This window comes from Brevibacterium oceani (assembly GCF_017948325.1).
GTDB classification, from domain to species: Bacteria; Actinomycetota; Actinomycetes; order Actinomycetales; family Brevibacteriaceae; genus Brevibacterium; species Brevibacterium oceani.
This window is the reverse complement of sequence record NZ_CP072846.1, coordinates 2,423,544-2,438,263: the sequence shown is the minus strand read 5'-3', so window position 1 is coordinate 2,438,263 and position 14,720 is coordinate 2,423,544. Positions and strand designations below refer to the sequence as shown.

At 66.1% G+C, this 14,720-nt stretch carries 12 protein-coding genes; 8 read left to right on the top strand and 4 right to left on the bottom strand.

Annotated elements, in window-relative coordinates; genetic code table 11:
- Nucleotides 1-5: 5 nt before the first annotated feature.
- A complete protein-coding gene (locus J9314_RS10850; RefSeq protein WP_210602400.1) occupies nt 6-878 on the top strand; it encodes a DUF3710 domain-containing protein in 873 nt (290 codons plus the stop codon).
- A gap of 89 nt (nt 879-967) precedes the next feature.
- Nucleotides 968-1,261 carry an OB-fold nucleic acid binding domain-containing protein gene (locus J9314_RS10845; RefSeq protein ID WP_246490337.1) on the top strand — a complete coding sequence of 98 codons (294 nt, stop codon included), beginning with the start codon at nt 968-970 and terminating at the stop codon, nt 1,259-1,261.
- Between the two features lie 92 nt (nt 1,262-1,353).
- Here the strand turns inward: J9314_RS10845 and J9314_RS10840 are convergent, their stop codons facing one another.
- Nucleotides 1,354-2,040 (bottom strand): potassium channel family protein, encoded by a 687-nt coding sequence (locus tag J9314_RS10840; protein WP_210602399.1) that lies wholly within the window; start codon nt 2,038-2,040, stop codon nt 1,354-1,356.
- Entirely contained in the window at nt 2,037-2,711 is a 675-nt protein-coding gene (locus J9314_RS10835) for a potassium channel family protein (RefSeq protein ID WP_210602398.1), read from the bottom strand. Before J9314_RS10835 ends, J9314_RS10840 begins: the two co-directional genes overlap by 4 nt.
- Before the next feature lie 137 nt (nt 2,712-2,848).
- On the opposite strand from J9314_RS10835, the gene J9314_RS10830 reads away from it, so the two are divergent.
- Both J9314_RS10830 and J9314_RS10825 read left to right on the top strand, forming a co-directional pair.
- A complete protein-coding gene (locus tag J9314_RS10830) occupies nt 2,849-4,753 on the top strand; it encodes an APC family permease (RefSeq protein WP_181273837.1) in 1,905 nt (634 codons plus the stop codon).
- 13 nt (nt 4,754-4,766) lie between these two features.
- A complete protein-coding gene (locus J9314_RS10825) occupies nt 4,767-6,173 on the top strand; it encodes a class I SAM-dependent RNA methyltransferase (protein WP_246490336.1) in 1,407 nt (468 codons plus the stop codon).
- A 115-nt stretch (nt 6,174-6,288) separates the two neighbouring features.
- Here the strand turns inward: J9314_RS10825 and J9314_RS10820 are convergent, their stop codons facing one another.
- The gene (locus J9314_RS10820) at nt 6,289-6,480 is read right to left on the bottom strand and encodes a hypothetical protein (RefSeq protein WP_181273367.1); all 192 of its coding nucleotides are present in this window, start codon (nt 6,478-6,480) and stop codon (nt 6,289-6,291) included.
- 307 nt (nt 6,481-6,787) lie between these two features.
- Between J9314_RS10820 and acnA the strand changes: the two genes are divergently transcribed.
- The 3 genes from acnA (at nt 6,788) to J9314_RS10805 (ending at nt 12,701) form a co-directional block, all read left to right on the top strand.
- Nucleotides 6,788-9,472: an aconitate hydratase AcnA gene (gene acnA, locus J9314_RS10815; RefSeq protein ID WP_210602397.1), complete on the top strand. Its 2,685-nt coding sequence runs from the start codon at nt 6,788-6,790 to the stop codon at nt 9,470-9,472.
- Nucleotides 9,473-9,875: 403 nt separating this feature from the next.
- A complete protein-coding gene (locus J9314_RS10810) occupies nt 9,876-11,408 on the top strand; it encodes an Abi family protein (protein WP_210602396.1) in 1,533 nt (510 codons plus the stop codon).
- Nucleotides 11,409-11,726: 318 nt separating this feature from the next.
- Nucleotides 11,727-12,701, top strand: a complete 975-nt coding sequence (locus tag J9314_RS10805; protein ID WP_210602395.1) for a hypothetical protein — start codon at nt 11,727-11,729, stop codon at nt 12,699-12,701.
- Nucleotides 12,702-12,928: 227 nt separating this feature from the next.
- On the opposite strand, the gene J9314_RS10800 is transcribed toward J9314_RS10805, so the two are convergent.
- Nucleotides 12,929-13,273: an ArsR/SmtB family transcription factor gene (locus J9314_RS10800; RefSeq protein ID WP_152609627.1), complete on the bottom strand. Its 345-nt coding sequence runs from the start codon at nt 13,271-13,273 to the stop codon at nt 12,929-12,931.
- Nucleotides 13,274-13,347: 74 nt separating this feature from the next.
- On the opposite strand from J9314_RS10800, the gene J9314_RS10795 reads away from it, so the two are divergent.
- Nucleotides 13,348-14,676 (top strand): NAD(P)-binding domain-containing protein, encoded by a 1,329-nt coding sequence (locus J9314_RS10795; RefSeq protein WP_039209033.1) that lies wholly within the window; start codon nt 13,348-13,350, stop codon nt 14,674-14,676.
- Nucleotides 14,677-14,720 lie beyond the last annotated feature (44 nt).

Here is a 14,720-nt window from a genome sequence, read left to right as displayed (position 1 = left end):
GACTCATGGGACTGTTCTCCAGGTTCAAGAAATCCACCCCGCACACCGATGACGACGTCGTCACCGACGACGAACTCGGAGGCGATGAGGACACCGTCGCCGAGGCGGCCGACCGCGACGAGGCCGAAGACGACCCCAGCGACGCCGAGTCCGATGAGGCCGCGATCGCTGCGGACGCATCCGATGAGGACTCGGAGGGCGAGGACTCGGACGACGAGCTCGACGACGAAGACGCGCTGCTCGAGAAGTCCGCACCGTTCGACCGGTCGGAGAAGGGCCCGTTCGACATCTCCGAGGACTACCCCGAACACGACCGCCTCGACCTCGGCGCCCTCAAGGTTCCCGTCGTCGACGGCATGCAGGTCCGACTCGACACCGACGACGACTCCCAGCGTGTGCTGGCCGTGACCCTCATCCACGAAGGCGGAGGCATCCAGCTGCAGGCGTTCGCAACTCCGCGCTCGGAAGGACTGTGGAACACGGTGCGTCGCCAGCTGTCCGAATCTGTGGACAAGCAGGGCGGCGAATCGAGCGAACTGCACACCTCGCTCGGCAAGGAGCTGGCCATCGAGGTTCCGGCGAAGACCGAATCCGGCCGCCCGGGCAAGCGGGCCATGCGCTTCGCCGGCATCGACGGTCCCCGCTGGTTCGTCCGTGCCGTGTTCTCCGGCAAGGCCGTGACCGACGACGAGGTCCGTGCCGAACTCTCCGCTCTCTTCCGCGGCGTCGTCGTCGACCGCGGCCAGGAGGCCATGGCTCCCCGGGAACTCATCGCACTCACCGCCCCGCAGGTCGACAGTGACAACGACGAGGAGACATCGGACGAGGACGAGCTCAACCCATTCGAGCGCGGCCCCGAGATCACAGAGGTCCGCTGAGAACCGATGCTCGATCTCATCACCCGCCGGTCCGCGACTTCGGCTCCCGCGATGCGGAAGCCCGCGCCGATCTGCGCCTGGTCTCACAGGTGCCCGGAGTCGTCCCGGTCGAATCGCTGGAGGCGCGGAAGGCCTCACGCATCGCCGGAGTCGTCTCCTCGGCGACCCGCTCATGCTCCGATGACAGCCCGCGGCTCGACATCACCGTGGCCGACGGCACCGGCGAAGCCCGGGCGCAGTTCCTCGGCCGGCGGGAGATCAGCGGCATCCGTCCCGGTGCCCTCATCGTCCTCGAAGGCCGATTCTGCGGCAGCGACGGAATGCTCACGGCCCACAATCCCGTCTACGAACTGCTGCAGACGAAGGACGACACCGAAGACTGACGGAGCCGGTCTCGGGTCGCGTCCGGTCTCGGTTCACAGCCGAGCCGGTCCGCGTCGGCCCTGAGCAGAGCCGAACACAGTTCGGCCAGCCCTCAGTCCGCGTCGGCCTCACCGTCGCCTGAGGACACTTGCAGCAGTGCCAGCAGTGCGTTCTCCTGATCAGGAGACGACAGGAAGAACAGCTCGTCGCCGGCTTCGATGACGTCATCGGCGCTCGGGGCGAAGGCCCGCGAATTGCGGATGATCGCCACCAGCACCGTATCCATCGGAAACGCGATGCCGCCGACGCGCTCGGCGACGAGCTCGGCGTTCTCATGCACGGTGAACTCCAGCAGCCCGGCCTGTCCGCGTTCGAAGCTCATGAGATGCACGAGCCCTCCGACCTCGACGGCCTCCTCGACCAGCGCGGTCATCAGGCGCGGGGTCGACACTGCGACGTCGACGCCCCAGTTGTCGTCGAAGAGCCATTCGTTCTTCGGGTTGTTCACCCGCGAAACGGTCCGCGGCACCCCGAATTCGGTCTTCGCCAGCAGGGACAGGACGAGATTGGTCTTGTCGTCCCCCGTCGCGGCCACGACGACATCGGCCTCTTCGAGCCCCGCCTCGGCGAGTCCCGCGAGCTCGCAGGCGTCGGAGAGCAGCCATTCGGCGCCGGGAATGCGCTCATGCCCGAGCGCGTCCTTGTTCTGATCGATGAGGAGCACCGAATGATCCTTGTCGAGCAGCTCCCGGGCCACCGATCGGCCCACGGAGCCGGCTCCGGCGATGACGACCCTCATTCTTCTTCCTCCACGGTTCGTACGGGCTGATCGAGGATCCGTTCGATCTCGCCGAGGCGGTCGACCGGACACATGAGATGGACGAGGTCCCCGTCCTGGAGGAGCAGGTCGTCGTGGGCGACGATGCCCTCCGACAGTCGGGTGACGTAGGCGACGCGTGCCTTGGTCCTCGACTCGACGTCGTTGATCGGTCGGGCCACCCAACCGGGATCGAGGTGCACCTCGGCCAGCACGAGGTTGCCCGAAGGTTCCCGGTACTCGGTGATCGACCCCTGCGGGACAAGCTTGCGCATCACCTGCTCGGCCGTCCACCGAACGGTGGGAACGGTGGGAATGCCGAGGCGTTCGAACACCTGCGCCCGATTGGGATCGTAGATCCGCGCGGCGACATTGCTCACCCCGAAGGTCTCCCGGGCGACACGCGCGGCGAGGATGTTCGAGTTGTCACCGCTCGAGACGGCCGCGAAGGCGAAGGCGTCGGCGGTCTTCGCCTGGGAGAGGGTCTCCCGGTCGAAGCCGACTCCGGTGATCGTCGACCCGCTGAAATCGCGACCGAGTTTGAGGAACGCATCCGGATCCCGGTCGACGACCGCGACGGAATGCCCATTCGCGTCGAGGGCTTTGGCCAGGGAGGCCCCGACTCGACCGCAGCCCATAATCACGAAGTGCATGGGGTTTTCCTCTCCGCAGTGATCTACCATTGGTTGCCGTGGCCAGCAGTTTTTCTGATGCCGTCAAAAGACTACTCGTTGGACGGCCCTTCCGCAGTGAGGACAGGCGCGCGCCGGCGCTGAAGAAGCGCATCGCGATGCCCGTCTTCGCCTCCGACATGCTCTCATCGGTGGCGTACGCTCCGGACGAGATCCTGCTCGCGCTCTCACTGACCTCGCTCGTGGCGCTGACCGTCGCTCCGTGGATCGGTATCGCCGTCGGCATCGTCATTCTCGTCATCGTCGCCTGCTACCGCATCAACGTACGGGCCTATCCGTCCGGCGGGGGAGACTACGAGGTGGCGTCGAAGAACCTCGGCGCCGGTGCCGGGCTCGTCGTTGCGGCGGCTCTGCTGGTGGACTATGTGCTCACCCTGGCCGTGTCGATGACGGTCTTCGCCGCCTACATCACCACCGCATTCCCCGCCCTCGCTCCCTACCGGGTGCCGGTGGCCATCGTCGGCATCCTCGTCATCTCGCTGGCCGGTCTGCGCGGCTCCAGGGCGACACCCGTGCTGCTGGCCGTGCCGACCTACCTGTTCCTGGGTGCGGTGTTCCTCACGATGTGCGTCGGTCTCATCCGCGTCGGCGTCGGCGACACCCCGCACGCCGAGACCGCCGACTACACGATCGTGCACAGCGGCATCGGCGATGAGGCGACGCTGGGCCTGGCCACGGTCCTCATCGTGCTGCGCGCGTTCTCCTCGGGATCGGTGGCCCTCGCCGGCGTCCAGACGGTGGCCACTGCCGTTCCGGCGTTTAAGAAGCCGCGCGGGAAGAACGCAGGCAACACTCTGCTGCTGTCGGGTCTGCTCGCGGCCCTCATGCTCACGGGTCTGACGTATCTCGCATCTGTCACCGGCATCAAATACGTCGATGACCCGCACATCTACCTCGTCCGCGGCGACGGCAGCCCGATCAGTGCCGAATACGAGCAGGAACCCGTCCTCGCGCAGCTGGCCCACGCGATCTTCGACAATGCGCCGGTGATGTTCTACGTCGTCGTCCTCATCACCGCGCTCGTGCTCATCGTCGCCGCGAATACGGCTGTCGAGGGATTCCCCGGACTGGCCTCCCGGCTGGCCCGCGACGAGTTCCTGCCCAAGCAGCTCGCCACGAAGGGCGATCGTCTGACGTTCTCCAACGGGATCCTCCTGCTGGCCGCCGCGGCGATCGTGCTCGTCGTCGCCACATCCGCCTCGGCGACCGCCCTCATCCAGCTCTACCTCGTCGGAGTCTTCGCGAGCTTCGTCCTCGGCCAGGCCGGAATGGTCCTGCACTGGACGAAGCGCCTGCGCCTGGTCATCGACGCGAAGGTGCGGCTGCGGATGCACCTCAACCGCATCGTCAACGGCGTCGGATGCGGACTCGCCGCCGGCGTGCTCATCGTCGTCATCGTCTCGAAGTTCCTCGCCGGGGCCTGGCTGGCCGTGGTCGCCATGGCCGGTCTCTACCTCATCATGGGCACCATCCACCGCCACTACGCCCGAGTGGCCAGGGAGCTGGCGCCGGATCAGGACGTGAACTCGCGGACGATCCCGTCGAACACCCACGCCATCGTCGTCGTCGCCGAGATCGACAAACCCACGATGCGGGCTCTGTCGTACGCACGTGTCACCCGGTCGAGTCAGCTCGAGGCCGTCACTGTGTCCGTGGACGAAGAAGCTGCGGCGGCGCTGCAGAGGAAATGGAACGACATGGAGCTGCCGGTGCCGCTGACGGTGCTGGCCTCTCCCTACCGCGAACTCGTCCGTCCGATGCTCGCGCACATCCTCGCCATCCGCCAGCGCTCACCGCGGGACCTCGTCATCGTCTACATCCCGCAGTTCGTCGTCGGTCGCTGGTGGGAACACCTCCTGCACAACCAGGTGGCGCTCAAACTCCGGACCCGCCTGCTGCTCGTACCCAACGTCGTCGTGGTCTCCGTGCCCTGGCGGCTCAAATCCTTCTCCCGGCAGTACGGGGGAGACGGCCCCGATACCGACACCGCGCTGTACAGATAGGGATAGACGCCCAATGAGCGACACCATGGTCCCCGCCCGGGAACTGATTCTCGACATCGAATCCCCGGCGGCCGGAGGGACGTCCATCGCCCGGCACGACGGCCAGGTCGTCTTCGTCTCCGGGACACTTCCCGGTGAGAGGGTCCGAGCCGTCACCGAGGCGGGGCCGGCCGGGAGGTTCCTCCGCGCCGAGGTGGTCGAGGTCCTCGAAGCCTCACCGCACCGGGTGCCCGATCGTCGTGCCGCATATGCGCCGGCCGGGCGTGCCGCGGACCGGGCTGCGAACGGTCGGCTCGGCAGTGCCGAGTTCGGCGGGATGGAATACGCGCACGTCGACCTGGCGCACTCCCGGACGCTCAAGGCCGAGGTGCTGACCGATCAGCTGAGCCGCATCGGACACATCGACCGCGATGTCGAGGTCCGATCCGCGCCGGGGGAGACCGACGGCACCGACTGGCGCACCCGCGTGCAGCTGGCTGTGGATGCCGATGGCCGGGTGGGCATGCTCGCTCCGCGGTCCCACGACGTCGTCCCCGTGGCGACCCCGCCATTGGCTGCGGGAGCGCTGCACTACCTCGAACTCGACGCGCTGCGCCTGCCCGGGGTGCGCCGCCTCGAATTCGCCTGGGCCGGTGACCACGGAGCGCTCATCGTCCGCGGCGCTCCGTCGGGCGAGAGTCTCGAGACGCTCGAGAACTGGCTGCCCGACTCGTTCTCCCTGCTCGCCGAGGCGGCCGCCGGTGAGTCCGGTGACGATCGCAGGAGCGGTGACCGGAAGCCCGGACGAAGCGTGGGACAGCCCCGCGGTCGGGGTTCGCGTGGGAAGGGCCGCGGACCTTCCACGTCCGGACCTGCCGAGCTGCGGGTCATCCGCGGCGGCCCCACCCTGACCGAAACGGTCTCCGGCCGGGACTTCACGGTGGGTGCTGACGGGTTCTGGCAAGTCCACCGGAGCGCCGCCGAACTGCTCAGCAGCACAGTCATCTCCGCACTCCCGGACCGAGTCGAGGCGATTGCCGACCTCTACTGCGGAGTCGGGCTGCTCGGCATCGGTGCGGCAGGGGCCACCGGTGCACCGCTGTTCGGGGTCGAAGGAGTGACCTCGGCGATCGAGTATGCCCGGGCCAATGCCGGTGACCTCGACGCTCGGTTCCTCGCGCGCGGTGTCGATCGCACCCGCCTGCCCGATTCGGACGTCATCATCCTCGACCCGCCGCGAGCGGGAGCGGGGCAGGCGGTCACCTCGGCGCTCATCGGATCACGGGCGCGGACGCTCGTCTACGTCTCGTGCGACCCGGCCACCCTGGCACGCGACCTCGGTCGGCTCACGGCCGGGGGATTCGACATCGAGAGCCTCACCGGGCACGATCTCTTCCCGCTCACCGCGCATCTGGAGACGGTCACCGTGCTCCGACGGTGAGGACCGGACCTCGGGGGCACCACCTCGGCGCGAGTGAAAGACTGGGTCGGCGCCACCTCGGCGTGGGTGATGGATCTGGTCCGCACCACCTCGGCGCGGAACCGGGGTCAACAGCTCAAGCAGCGGTCTTGCGGGGGAGGAGGACGAGCGCGATCAGGGCGATGAACGTCGTGAGGAAGCCCCACAGGCCCCACCAGCCGGCGGATCGGCCCTTCTCCTTGGCGAACGAATTGCAGATGACGGCGAAGATGACGCCGACGAGCAGCGCGCCGAAGCCGAATCCTGCGCCGAGCGTGAACGGGTCCATGAGGTCTCCTCGGTGACGATTTCCCGGTGACGACCGCCGAGTCCGGCGTCGTCGTCGATATCGATTCCAGGCTATGAGCCGGCGGGTGCCCGAGTCCCTGGTGATCGCCGGATTCGCGGCGGAGGAAAACCCCCTGAGGTGCTGTCGACCCACCGTGTCGCCCGGTGGTCAAAGCACTGCGGATACGATAGAATTTATCTTGACGTCAAGATACTTTTGGAAACATATGTGTCGCGTAAATCGGTGCGCGGCGCAAGGGCATGCCCCGGTTTCCCGGATGAGTATCGGATGAAACAGGAGAATCACGATGAGCAACGTCGATACGTTCAAATCGAAGAGCACCCTGACCGTGGGCGATAAGGACTATGAGATCTATCGCCTGGACAAGGTCCCAGGGTCGGAGAAGCTTCCCTTCAGCCTCAAGGTGCTGTTGGAGAACCTGCTGCGCACGGAAGACGGCGCGAACATCACCGAGGAGCATATCAAGGCGCTCGGCAGCTGGGATCCCAGCGCCGAACCCAACACGGAGATCCAGTTCACCCCGGCTCGTGTGGTGATGCAGGACTTCACCGGTGTGCCCTGCATCGTCGACCTCGCCACCATGCGCGAGAAGGTCGTCGAGCTCGGCGGCAGCCCGGATCAGGTCAACCCGCTGGCTCCGGCCGAGCTGGTCATCGACCACTCGGTGCAGATCGACCGCTTCGGCACCGCCGACGCCGTCGAACTGAACATGGACATCGAATACCAGCGCAACGGTGAGCGCTACCAGTTCCTGCGCTGGGGACAGACCGCGTTCGAGGACTTCAAGGTCGTGCCCCCGGGCATGGGCATCGTCCACCAGGTCAACATCGAGCACCTCGCCCGCGTGGTCATGCCGCGTGAGGTCGACGGAGTGCTCCGCGCCTACCCGGACACCCTGGTCGGGACCGACTCGCACACCACCATGGTCAACGGCCTCGGTGTGCTCGGTTGGGGCGTCGGCGGCATCGAGGCAGAGGCGGCCATGCTCGGCCAGCCCGTGTCGATGCTCATCCCGCGCGTCGTCGGCTTCAAGCTCACCGGCGAGATCCCCTCGGGTGTGACCGCGACGGACGTCGTGCTCACGATCACCGACATGCTCCGTCAGCACGGTGCCGTCGGCAAGTTCGTCGAGTTCTACGGCAAGGGCGTCGCCGAGGTGCCGCTGGCCAACCGCGCCACCATCGGCAACATGAGCCCCGAGTTCGGTTCCACCGCCGCGATCTTCCCGATCGACGACGTGACCATCGACTACCTCAAGCTCACCGGCCGTTCGGCCGAGCAGATCCAGCTCGTCGAGGACTACGCGAAGACCCAGGGGCTGTGGCACGATCCGGACAACGAGGTCGAGTACTCCGAATACCTCGAGCTCGACCTGTCGACCGTGGTGCCTTCGATCTCCGGACCGAAGCGTCCGCAGGACCGCATCGAACTCTCCGATGCCAAGAGCCAGTTCGCCAAGGACATCCACAACTACGCCGCACCCGGCGAAGAGAACAAGTCCGCTGAGGTCAGCACCGCTGACGGACGCAACTTCGAGCTGGCCAACGGCGCCGTGGCGATCGCCGCGATCACCTCGTGCACGAACACCTCGAACCCGTCGGTGATGATGGCCGCCGGCCTGCTGGCCCGCAACGCCCGCAAGCGCGGACTCAACTCCAAGCCGTGGGTCAAGACCTCGATCGCACCGGGTTCGAAGGTCGTCACCGACTACTACAACAAGGCCGGCCTCATCGAGGACCTCGAAGCGCTGAACTTCTACATCGTCGGCTACGGCTGCACGACCTGCATCGGCAACTCGGGTCCGCTGGACACCGAGATCTCCGAGAGCATCCAGGACAACGACCTCTCGGTCACCGCCGTCCTGTCGGGCAACCGCAACTTCGAGGGCCGCATCAGCCCCGATGTGAAGATGAACTACCTCGCCTCGCCGCCGCTGGTCATCGCTTACGCGCTGGCCGGAACCATGGACTTCGACTTCGAGAATCAGCCCCTGGGCAAGGACTCCGAGGGTGTCGACGTCTACCTGGCCGACCTGTGGCCCTCGCCTGAAGAGGTCGAGTCGGTCATCGCCGATTCGATCTCGACCGATATGTTCGACAACGAGTACGGCCGGATCTTCGACGGTGACGAGCGTTGGCAGCAGCTCGACACCCCCGAGGGCAAGGTCTTCGAGTGGGACGACAAGTCGACCTACGTGCGCAAGCCCACCTTCTTCGACGGCATGGGGCTCAAGCCCGAAGCCGTCTCGGACATCAAGGGTGCACGCGTGCTGGCGAAGCTCGGCGACTCGGTCACCACCGACCACATCTCGCCTGCAGGTTCGTTCAAGGCCGACACTCCGGCCGGCAAGTACCTCATCGAGCACGGTGTCGAGCGCAAGGACTTCAACTCCTACGGTTCGCGCCGAGGCAACCACGAGGTCATGATCCGCGGAACGTTCGCGAACATCCGCCTGCAGAACCAGCTCCTCGACGGAGTCCAGGGTGGCTTCACCCGCGACTTCACTCAGGAAGGTGCTCCGCAGACCACGATCTACGATGCCTCTCAGAACTACCAGGCAGCCGGCATCCCGCTGGTCGTCCTCGGTGGCAAGGAGTACGGTTCGGGATCCTCCCGTGACTGGGCCGCCAAGGGCACCAAGCTGCTCGGAGTCGGCGCCGTGATCACCGAGAGCTTCGAACGCATCCACCGCTCGAACCTCATCGGCATGGGTGTTCTGCCGCTGCAGTTCCCCGTCGGCGAATCGGCCGAGTCCCTCGGACTCGACGGCACCGAGACCTTCTCCATCGAAGGCATCACGGAGCTCAACGAGGGCAAGACCCCGGCAACTGTCAAGGTCACTGCCGAGAAGGAAGACGGCACGACCGTCGAGTTCGACGCAGTGGTCCGCATCGACACCCCGGGTGAAGCCGACTACTACCGCAACGGCGGCATCCTGCAGTACGTTCTGCGTCAACTTGCCGGTAGTTGAGCTGAACCGCTCAGATAGAAGGCGATCTGACAGCTGACATGCCCGCTTATGTGTAGCTCTAGCGTCTCACACATGCGCCCCGTCAGGCTCTGGCCTGGCGGGGCCATGTGTGTGGCTATGGTTCAGTCGAGGTGGCGACGCCAGAACGGGTCGTCTGCCCAGTCGCCGATGTCTCTAGCGCGCAGTTGCATGGCCAGTCTTCAGAGCGAATCCAGAGCCCGGCCAACGCATTGACTAAGTGAGGCTGGCGATTCATGAGGGCCTCGTCCTGCTCCGTCGGCCCGTTTGGTCCGTGTGAACCGATGCCGTAAGCTAGTACCAACACGACAGGTCCGCTTCTCTAGATGAGACGCGGGCCTGTTCTCTTTCTGCCCCGCGCCAGGGACACGAGGACGATAAGCAGATGAGCACGCCGGACAGCACCTACGCCAAGCCATTCCTGACGATCCCCGAGCAGATCCAGCGGCTGCGCACGCGGGGCATGGACTGCGGAACAGAGACCTTCGCTGCCGGCGTCCTCGAACGCTACGGGTACTACCGGCTGTCGGGGTACTGGCACCTCTACCGAGCTCGACCCGAGCCTCCTGCAGACCGTTTCGACAAGGACGGCCGCGAGATCCGCCTGGACTCGTTCGTGCCCGAGACGAGCCTGGCCCACGTGGTCGCCCTGTACGAGTTCGACCACGAGCTGCGGACCCGTCTAAGTGACTTCATCAGCATGGTCGAAACGTCGTTCCGGTTCCACATCGGTCACCGGCTCGGCAGGGCGGACCGATTCGCCCATCGGCGGCCGGAGGACCTTGGCGCGCTCCGGTCGGCGGACCCGAGTGAGTCTCCCGAGCCGACCACTGCCTACCGCGAATGGCTCGAGGAGTACGACCGCCACGAGAAGCGCGCACGCGGAGACTTCGTCGTGCACTTCCGCGAGACATACGGTCCACATCTGCCGATCTGGGTCGCCACGGAGGTGATGTCGTTCGGCGTCCTGAGCGGCCTCTACGACCTGATGCCCCAGGGCGATCAGGAGATCCTCGCCGCGCGCTTCCAAATCCGCACCGCCGACGGTAGCGGCGACCGCGGTGCACTGAGCAATTGGCTTAACAACATCCGCAACGTCCGGAACATCTGTGCGCATTACGGCCGCTTGTGGAACCGTACGTTCGACGTGGTCATCGACGCACCGGGACAGACACGCGCGGACCCGAGCCACCTTCTGGCTTCGCTCGCGGACAAGGGCGTGGATAACAAGCTCTATGGCGTGCTGCTCATCTTGCGTCACCTCATGTTGAGCATCGCGCCGGAGCGGTCGGATGTCGTCGACTTCGCGGACTTCATTGAAGCCAGGTCGCAGGAGATTGGATTCTCAATGTTGCAGCTCGGGTTTCCCGACGATTGGCGGAGCAGCCCTGTATGGGACCGGGGCTTCGCACTCGACACTTCGCCCATGCTGGCGGCGAGTCTGCTTGACCGTGCTGAGTGTCGGACGGCCGCCGAGACGCGAGCGTCGTTGACTGGCGCAGAGGTCATCGACGCCGAGTACGATCGGACGCCAGAGCAGGCCGCGCGAGCGATGAAGGCGGCTCAACGCAGCCTGTTGCGGGCCTATCGGAAATACCAAGTCGTAATCGAGGTCGAACTCGGGAAGACCAGGCACTATCCCGCTTTCCAGTTCCGTGACGGCAAAATCATCGACGCCCTCGCGGAAATTAACAGAATGTTCGTCACCACATACGCAGACACAGACCCAACACTGCTCGCGTCTGCGCTGTTGGACTGGTGGCAGACATCGCACTCTGGATTACCGAAGGGTCCGGACGGCTCGGATCGATCGCCGGCCGACCTGCTGCACTCAGTATCCGAGCGGGACTTCACAGCGGCAGTCGAGGAGGCCGGTGCGATGAGCAGCTTCGTCGCGCCGAGCAGGATGAGCTCGTAGCCCGTTGCATCGTGGGCGACTTCCGCGTCTTGCTCCGGGGTGCCACCCGGGAGGTCAAGTGCATCTATCAGCCGGCCATTGTCGTCAACGATCGGAACGTCTCCGCCTATGAGGAGGAGTTCTCCTTTGGTGTAATCGAAATGTGCGATGAGCTCGCAGGTCTGGAGTCGTGCGTTCAGGGCTGCTACGATTTGCTTCGGTCAATCAGCCTTTCTGGGATTCGTTCTAGAGCTCGTGCACCGACGACCACAGACCATCCCGTCGACCCGGACCAGATTGTTGGTCCTTCTCTGCAAGACGTTCCTGGAGAATGGAGCCATGGAACGACCCCTTGACTTCTGGCGCGATCGGCGCATGCTGTGCGGCGGCTGCGGCCATTGTTGCGTCGTCGACCTGGACTGGATCGACCGCTGGGAGCAGGCGAAGGAGACATGTCCCGGCTGCGGCCTGACGTGCGAGCACGAGGACGCACCCAGAGTGACGGTCGATGCTGGCGACCCTGCCCTGAACGACGACCTGGTAGCACAGTTTTTCTGGTATCACACGAGCACGCAGCCGGACTGGCCGTCGAGGGACTTCGACCCCGCGGCGGACTTGACGCCCGGGATCCGAAGGATGATGGGCGGCGACGAGAGGGTGACAGCGTGGGCCGCGCGGCAGCGGGCGAAAGCGCTCCACGTCGGCACGTACGAGGCCGCGGTGCACAACATGCTCAGGCGAATGCGCGACCAGGCTGACCGAGGCAATCAGTTTTACCTCTACCGGGTCCATCTGAAACCATCTGTCACAGAACGGGAGGGCTGGATCGTCGATCCCAGCAACTGGCTTGGTGACGTCGTCCTCGCCGAGGTCTGCCCTCCAGGAATCGACGTCGCACGCTACCTCAACTACCACGAGGATCCAGGCGGGCTCTCACTGGCGCTGGGACGAGATGCGATCCAAGGCGTTCAGCAGATCGCGGTACCTCTGTCTGATGCCTGGGACACCGATTGGGTGAGCGACGCTGTCGCAGCCCTTGAAGGTGCATCAGACGAACTGATCCCGGCGACCGGGAAGCCGGGCAGATTCTTGCGGCCTTCGTCTCCTCGAGCCGGCCGCGCTGGCGAGTTCGGTGCGGAGCTGGCTGACCTATTGCCGGTCAATCTCCACGACCAGTTCGCCTCGGCTGCCGCGTTTGCTGAGGGTGACGACCCAGCGCGGTGGGCCCGCCGGGCAAGCAGCCTGTTCGACCTGGTCAAGAATCCTGGCGAGGTGCTGGCGGAGCTCGATAAGGCTCAGCACCGACCGGTCTGAGCTTGACGACGTGGGCAGAGAAAATCCCCCAAGTGCGCATCGTGGAGAGGCGTGAGGGATGTAGTGCTTTCAAGTTAGCACTGGCTCGTCTTGGTCGACGTGTCCGCTGCGTCGCAGGTTTCCGCAGGCTGTCGCAGCAGGAAGAATCGGTCTTGGTGACGCCAGTGCTGCTGAGCGAGGGTCGTCCGGCAATCAGGCACTCCGTCGACAGACGCGCACGCCTTCCATCAGGCGATGAGCGCCTTGGCTGCGGACGCCAGGGTGTCGATGGTCGGCCGGTAGTACGCCCAGCGGCCGCGCTGCTCGCGCTCGACCAGGCCGGCCTCGACGAGCAGCTTCATGTGGTGGGAGACCGTCGGCTGCGACAGGCCTACCGGTTCTGTGAGGTCGCAGACGCACATCTCGCCCGCGCTGCTTCCGGCGATGAGGGACATGAGCTTGACCCGGGTGGGATCGCCGAGAGCCTTGAACACCCTGGCGAGGTCCTGAGCGACCGCGTCGTCGATCGTCTCGCCGAGGACGCAGCAGGGCGCGACGTCGGATGCGGACTCGATGGCTGGGGGAGTGGTCATGGGTCCATTCTGCCTCATGCATTGACATCTGTCGATATGTGGGGCAAGCTCGACCCATCGAAGAACATCAATACATGGAGGTTGAAGTGAATCCCGTCGTCGTTATCGGGGCCGGTCCGCAGGGCCTGGCCGCTGCTGCTCATCTGCTCGAGCGAGGCCTGGAGCCCGTGGTCCTGGAGTCGGGCGACGGTCCGGCATCTGCGGTATCCGAGTGGGGCCACGTCCGCCTGTTCTCGCCGTGGTCCGAGCTCATCGACCCAGCGTCGCGCCGGCTGCTCGAGCCGACCGGTTGGAGCGCGCCCGAGACCGGCTACCCGACCGGAACTCAGTGGGTCGAGGAGTACCTGGCCCCGCTGGCCGAGGCGCTGGGCGACCGTGTTCGTTACGGCTCGCGCGTCGTGGGGGTGGGCCGCAAGGGCCGCGACCTTTCCGTCGACGCCGGCCGCGCGGAGCAGCCGTTCGTCGTCCACGTCCGCCGCGCTGACGGCGAAGAAGAGAGGCTCGAAGCCCAGGCCGTCGTCGACGCCTCCGGGACCTGGCGGGCCCCGAGCCCGGCGGGCGCGGAGGGACTGCCCGCCCTCGGCGAACACGCCGCCGTCGAAGCCGGCCTGCTTGATCACCGCACGCCGAGCCGCGACGAGGCCGCCGAACTGGCTGGCAAGCACGTCGTCGTGGTCGGCAGCGGCCACTCGGCCGCGACAGCAATCGGCGACCTCGCGGCAGTGGTCCGCCGCGAGCCGGGCACCCGGGTGACCTGGGCGCTGCGCCGCGGTACCGTCGGCAACGCCTTCGGTGGCGGGTCGGCTGACGAGTTGCCCGAGCGCGGTGCCCTGGGCTTGCGGGCAAAGAAGGCCGTCGAGGACGGCTACGTCGACCTCGTCACCGGGTTCCGCACCGAACGGGTCCTCGTCGAGGACGGCCGCGCGGTCCTGGTCGCCGAGGACGGCCGACGGCTCGATCCCGCTGACCGGGTGGTCGTCGCGACCGGCTTCCGCCCGGACCTGTCGTTCCTGACCGAGGTCCGCCTCGACCTCGACGTGCGCCTGCAGGCTCCGACGAAGGTCGCCACTGAGGTTGATCCGAATCTTCATTCCTGCGGCTCAGTGCGCGCCACGGGGGCGACCGATCTCGCCCACCCGGAACCGGGCTTCTACATCGTCGGTGCGAAGTCCTACGGCCGCGCTCCAACGTTTCTAGCGATGACCGGCTACGAGCAGGTCCGTAGTGTCGTCGCCGAGCTCTCAGGTGATCACGAGGCGGCTGACCGTGTCGAGCTGGAGCTGCCCGACACCGGAGTGTGCGGGGGATCGGGCCTGTTCGACGCCCCGGAGCAGGCGACGTCGGGCGGGTGCTGCACATCCGCGCCGCAGCTGGTCCAGATCGGCACGAGGACCGACGGATGAGCCGAGGTCGCCTGTTGATTGTGGGCGGCGGGCAGCCGGGCCTC

What these genes read in the sequence shown, in the direction of transcription:
- J9314_RS10825 (WP_246490336.1), top strand. Translation starts at nt 4,767, where the DNA reads ATGAGCGACACCATGGTCCCCGCCCGGGAACTGATTCTCGACATCGAA.
- J9314_RS10840 (WP_210602399.1), bottom strand. Translation starts at nt 2,040, where the DNA reads ATGAGGGTCGTCATCGCCGGAGCCGGCTCCGTGGGCCGATCGGTGGCC.
- J9314_RS10820 (WP_181273367.1), bottom strand. Translation starts at nt 6,480, where the DNA reads ATGGACCCGTTCACGCTCGGCGCAGGATTCGGCTTCGGCGCGCTGCTC.
- J9314_RS10835 (WP_210602398.1), bottom strand. Translation starts at nt 2,711, where the DNA reads ATGCACTTCGTGATTATGGGCTGCGGTCGAGTCGGGGCCTCCCTGGCC.
- J9314_RS10795 (WP_039209033.1), top strand. Translation starts at nt 13,348, where the DNA reads ATGGAGGTTGAAGTGAATCCCGTCGTCGTTATCGGGGCCGGTCCGCAG.
- acnA (WP_210602397.1), top strand. Translation starts at nt 6,788, where the DNA reads ATGAGCAACGTCGATACGTTCAAATCGAAGAGCACCCTGACCGTGGGC.
- J9314_RS10800 (WP_152609627.1), bottom strand. Translation starts at nt 13,273, where the DNA reads ATGACCACTCCCCCAGCCATCGAGTCCGCATCCGACGTCGCGCCCTGC.
- J9314_RS10850 (WP_210602400.1), top strand. Translation starts at nt 6, where the DNA reads ATGGGACTGTTCTCCAGGTTCAAGAAATCCACCCCGCACACCGATGAC.
- J9314_RS10805 (WP_210602395.1), top strand. Translation starts at nt 11,727, where the DNA reads ATGGAACGACCCCTTGACTTCTGGCGCGATCGGCGCATGCTGTGCGGC.
- J9314_RS10830 (WP_181273837.1), top strand. Translation starts at nt 2,849, where the DNA reads ATGCCCGTCTTCGCCTCCGACATGCTCTCATCGGTGGCGTACGCTCCG.
- J9314_RS10810 (WP_210602396.1), top strand. Translation starts at nt 9,876, where the DNA reads ATGAGCACGCCGGACAGCACCTACGCCAAGCCATTCCTGACGATCCCC.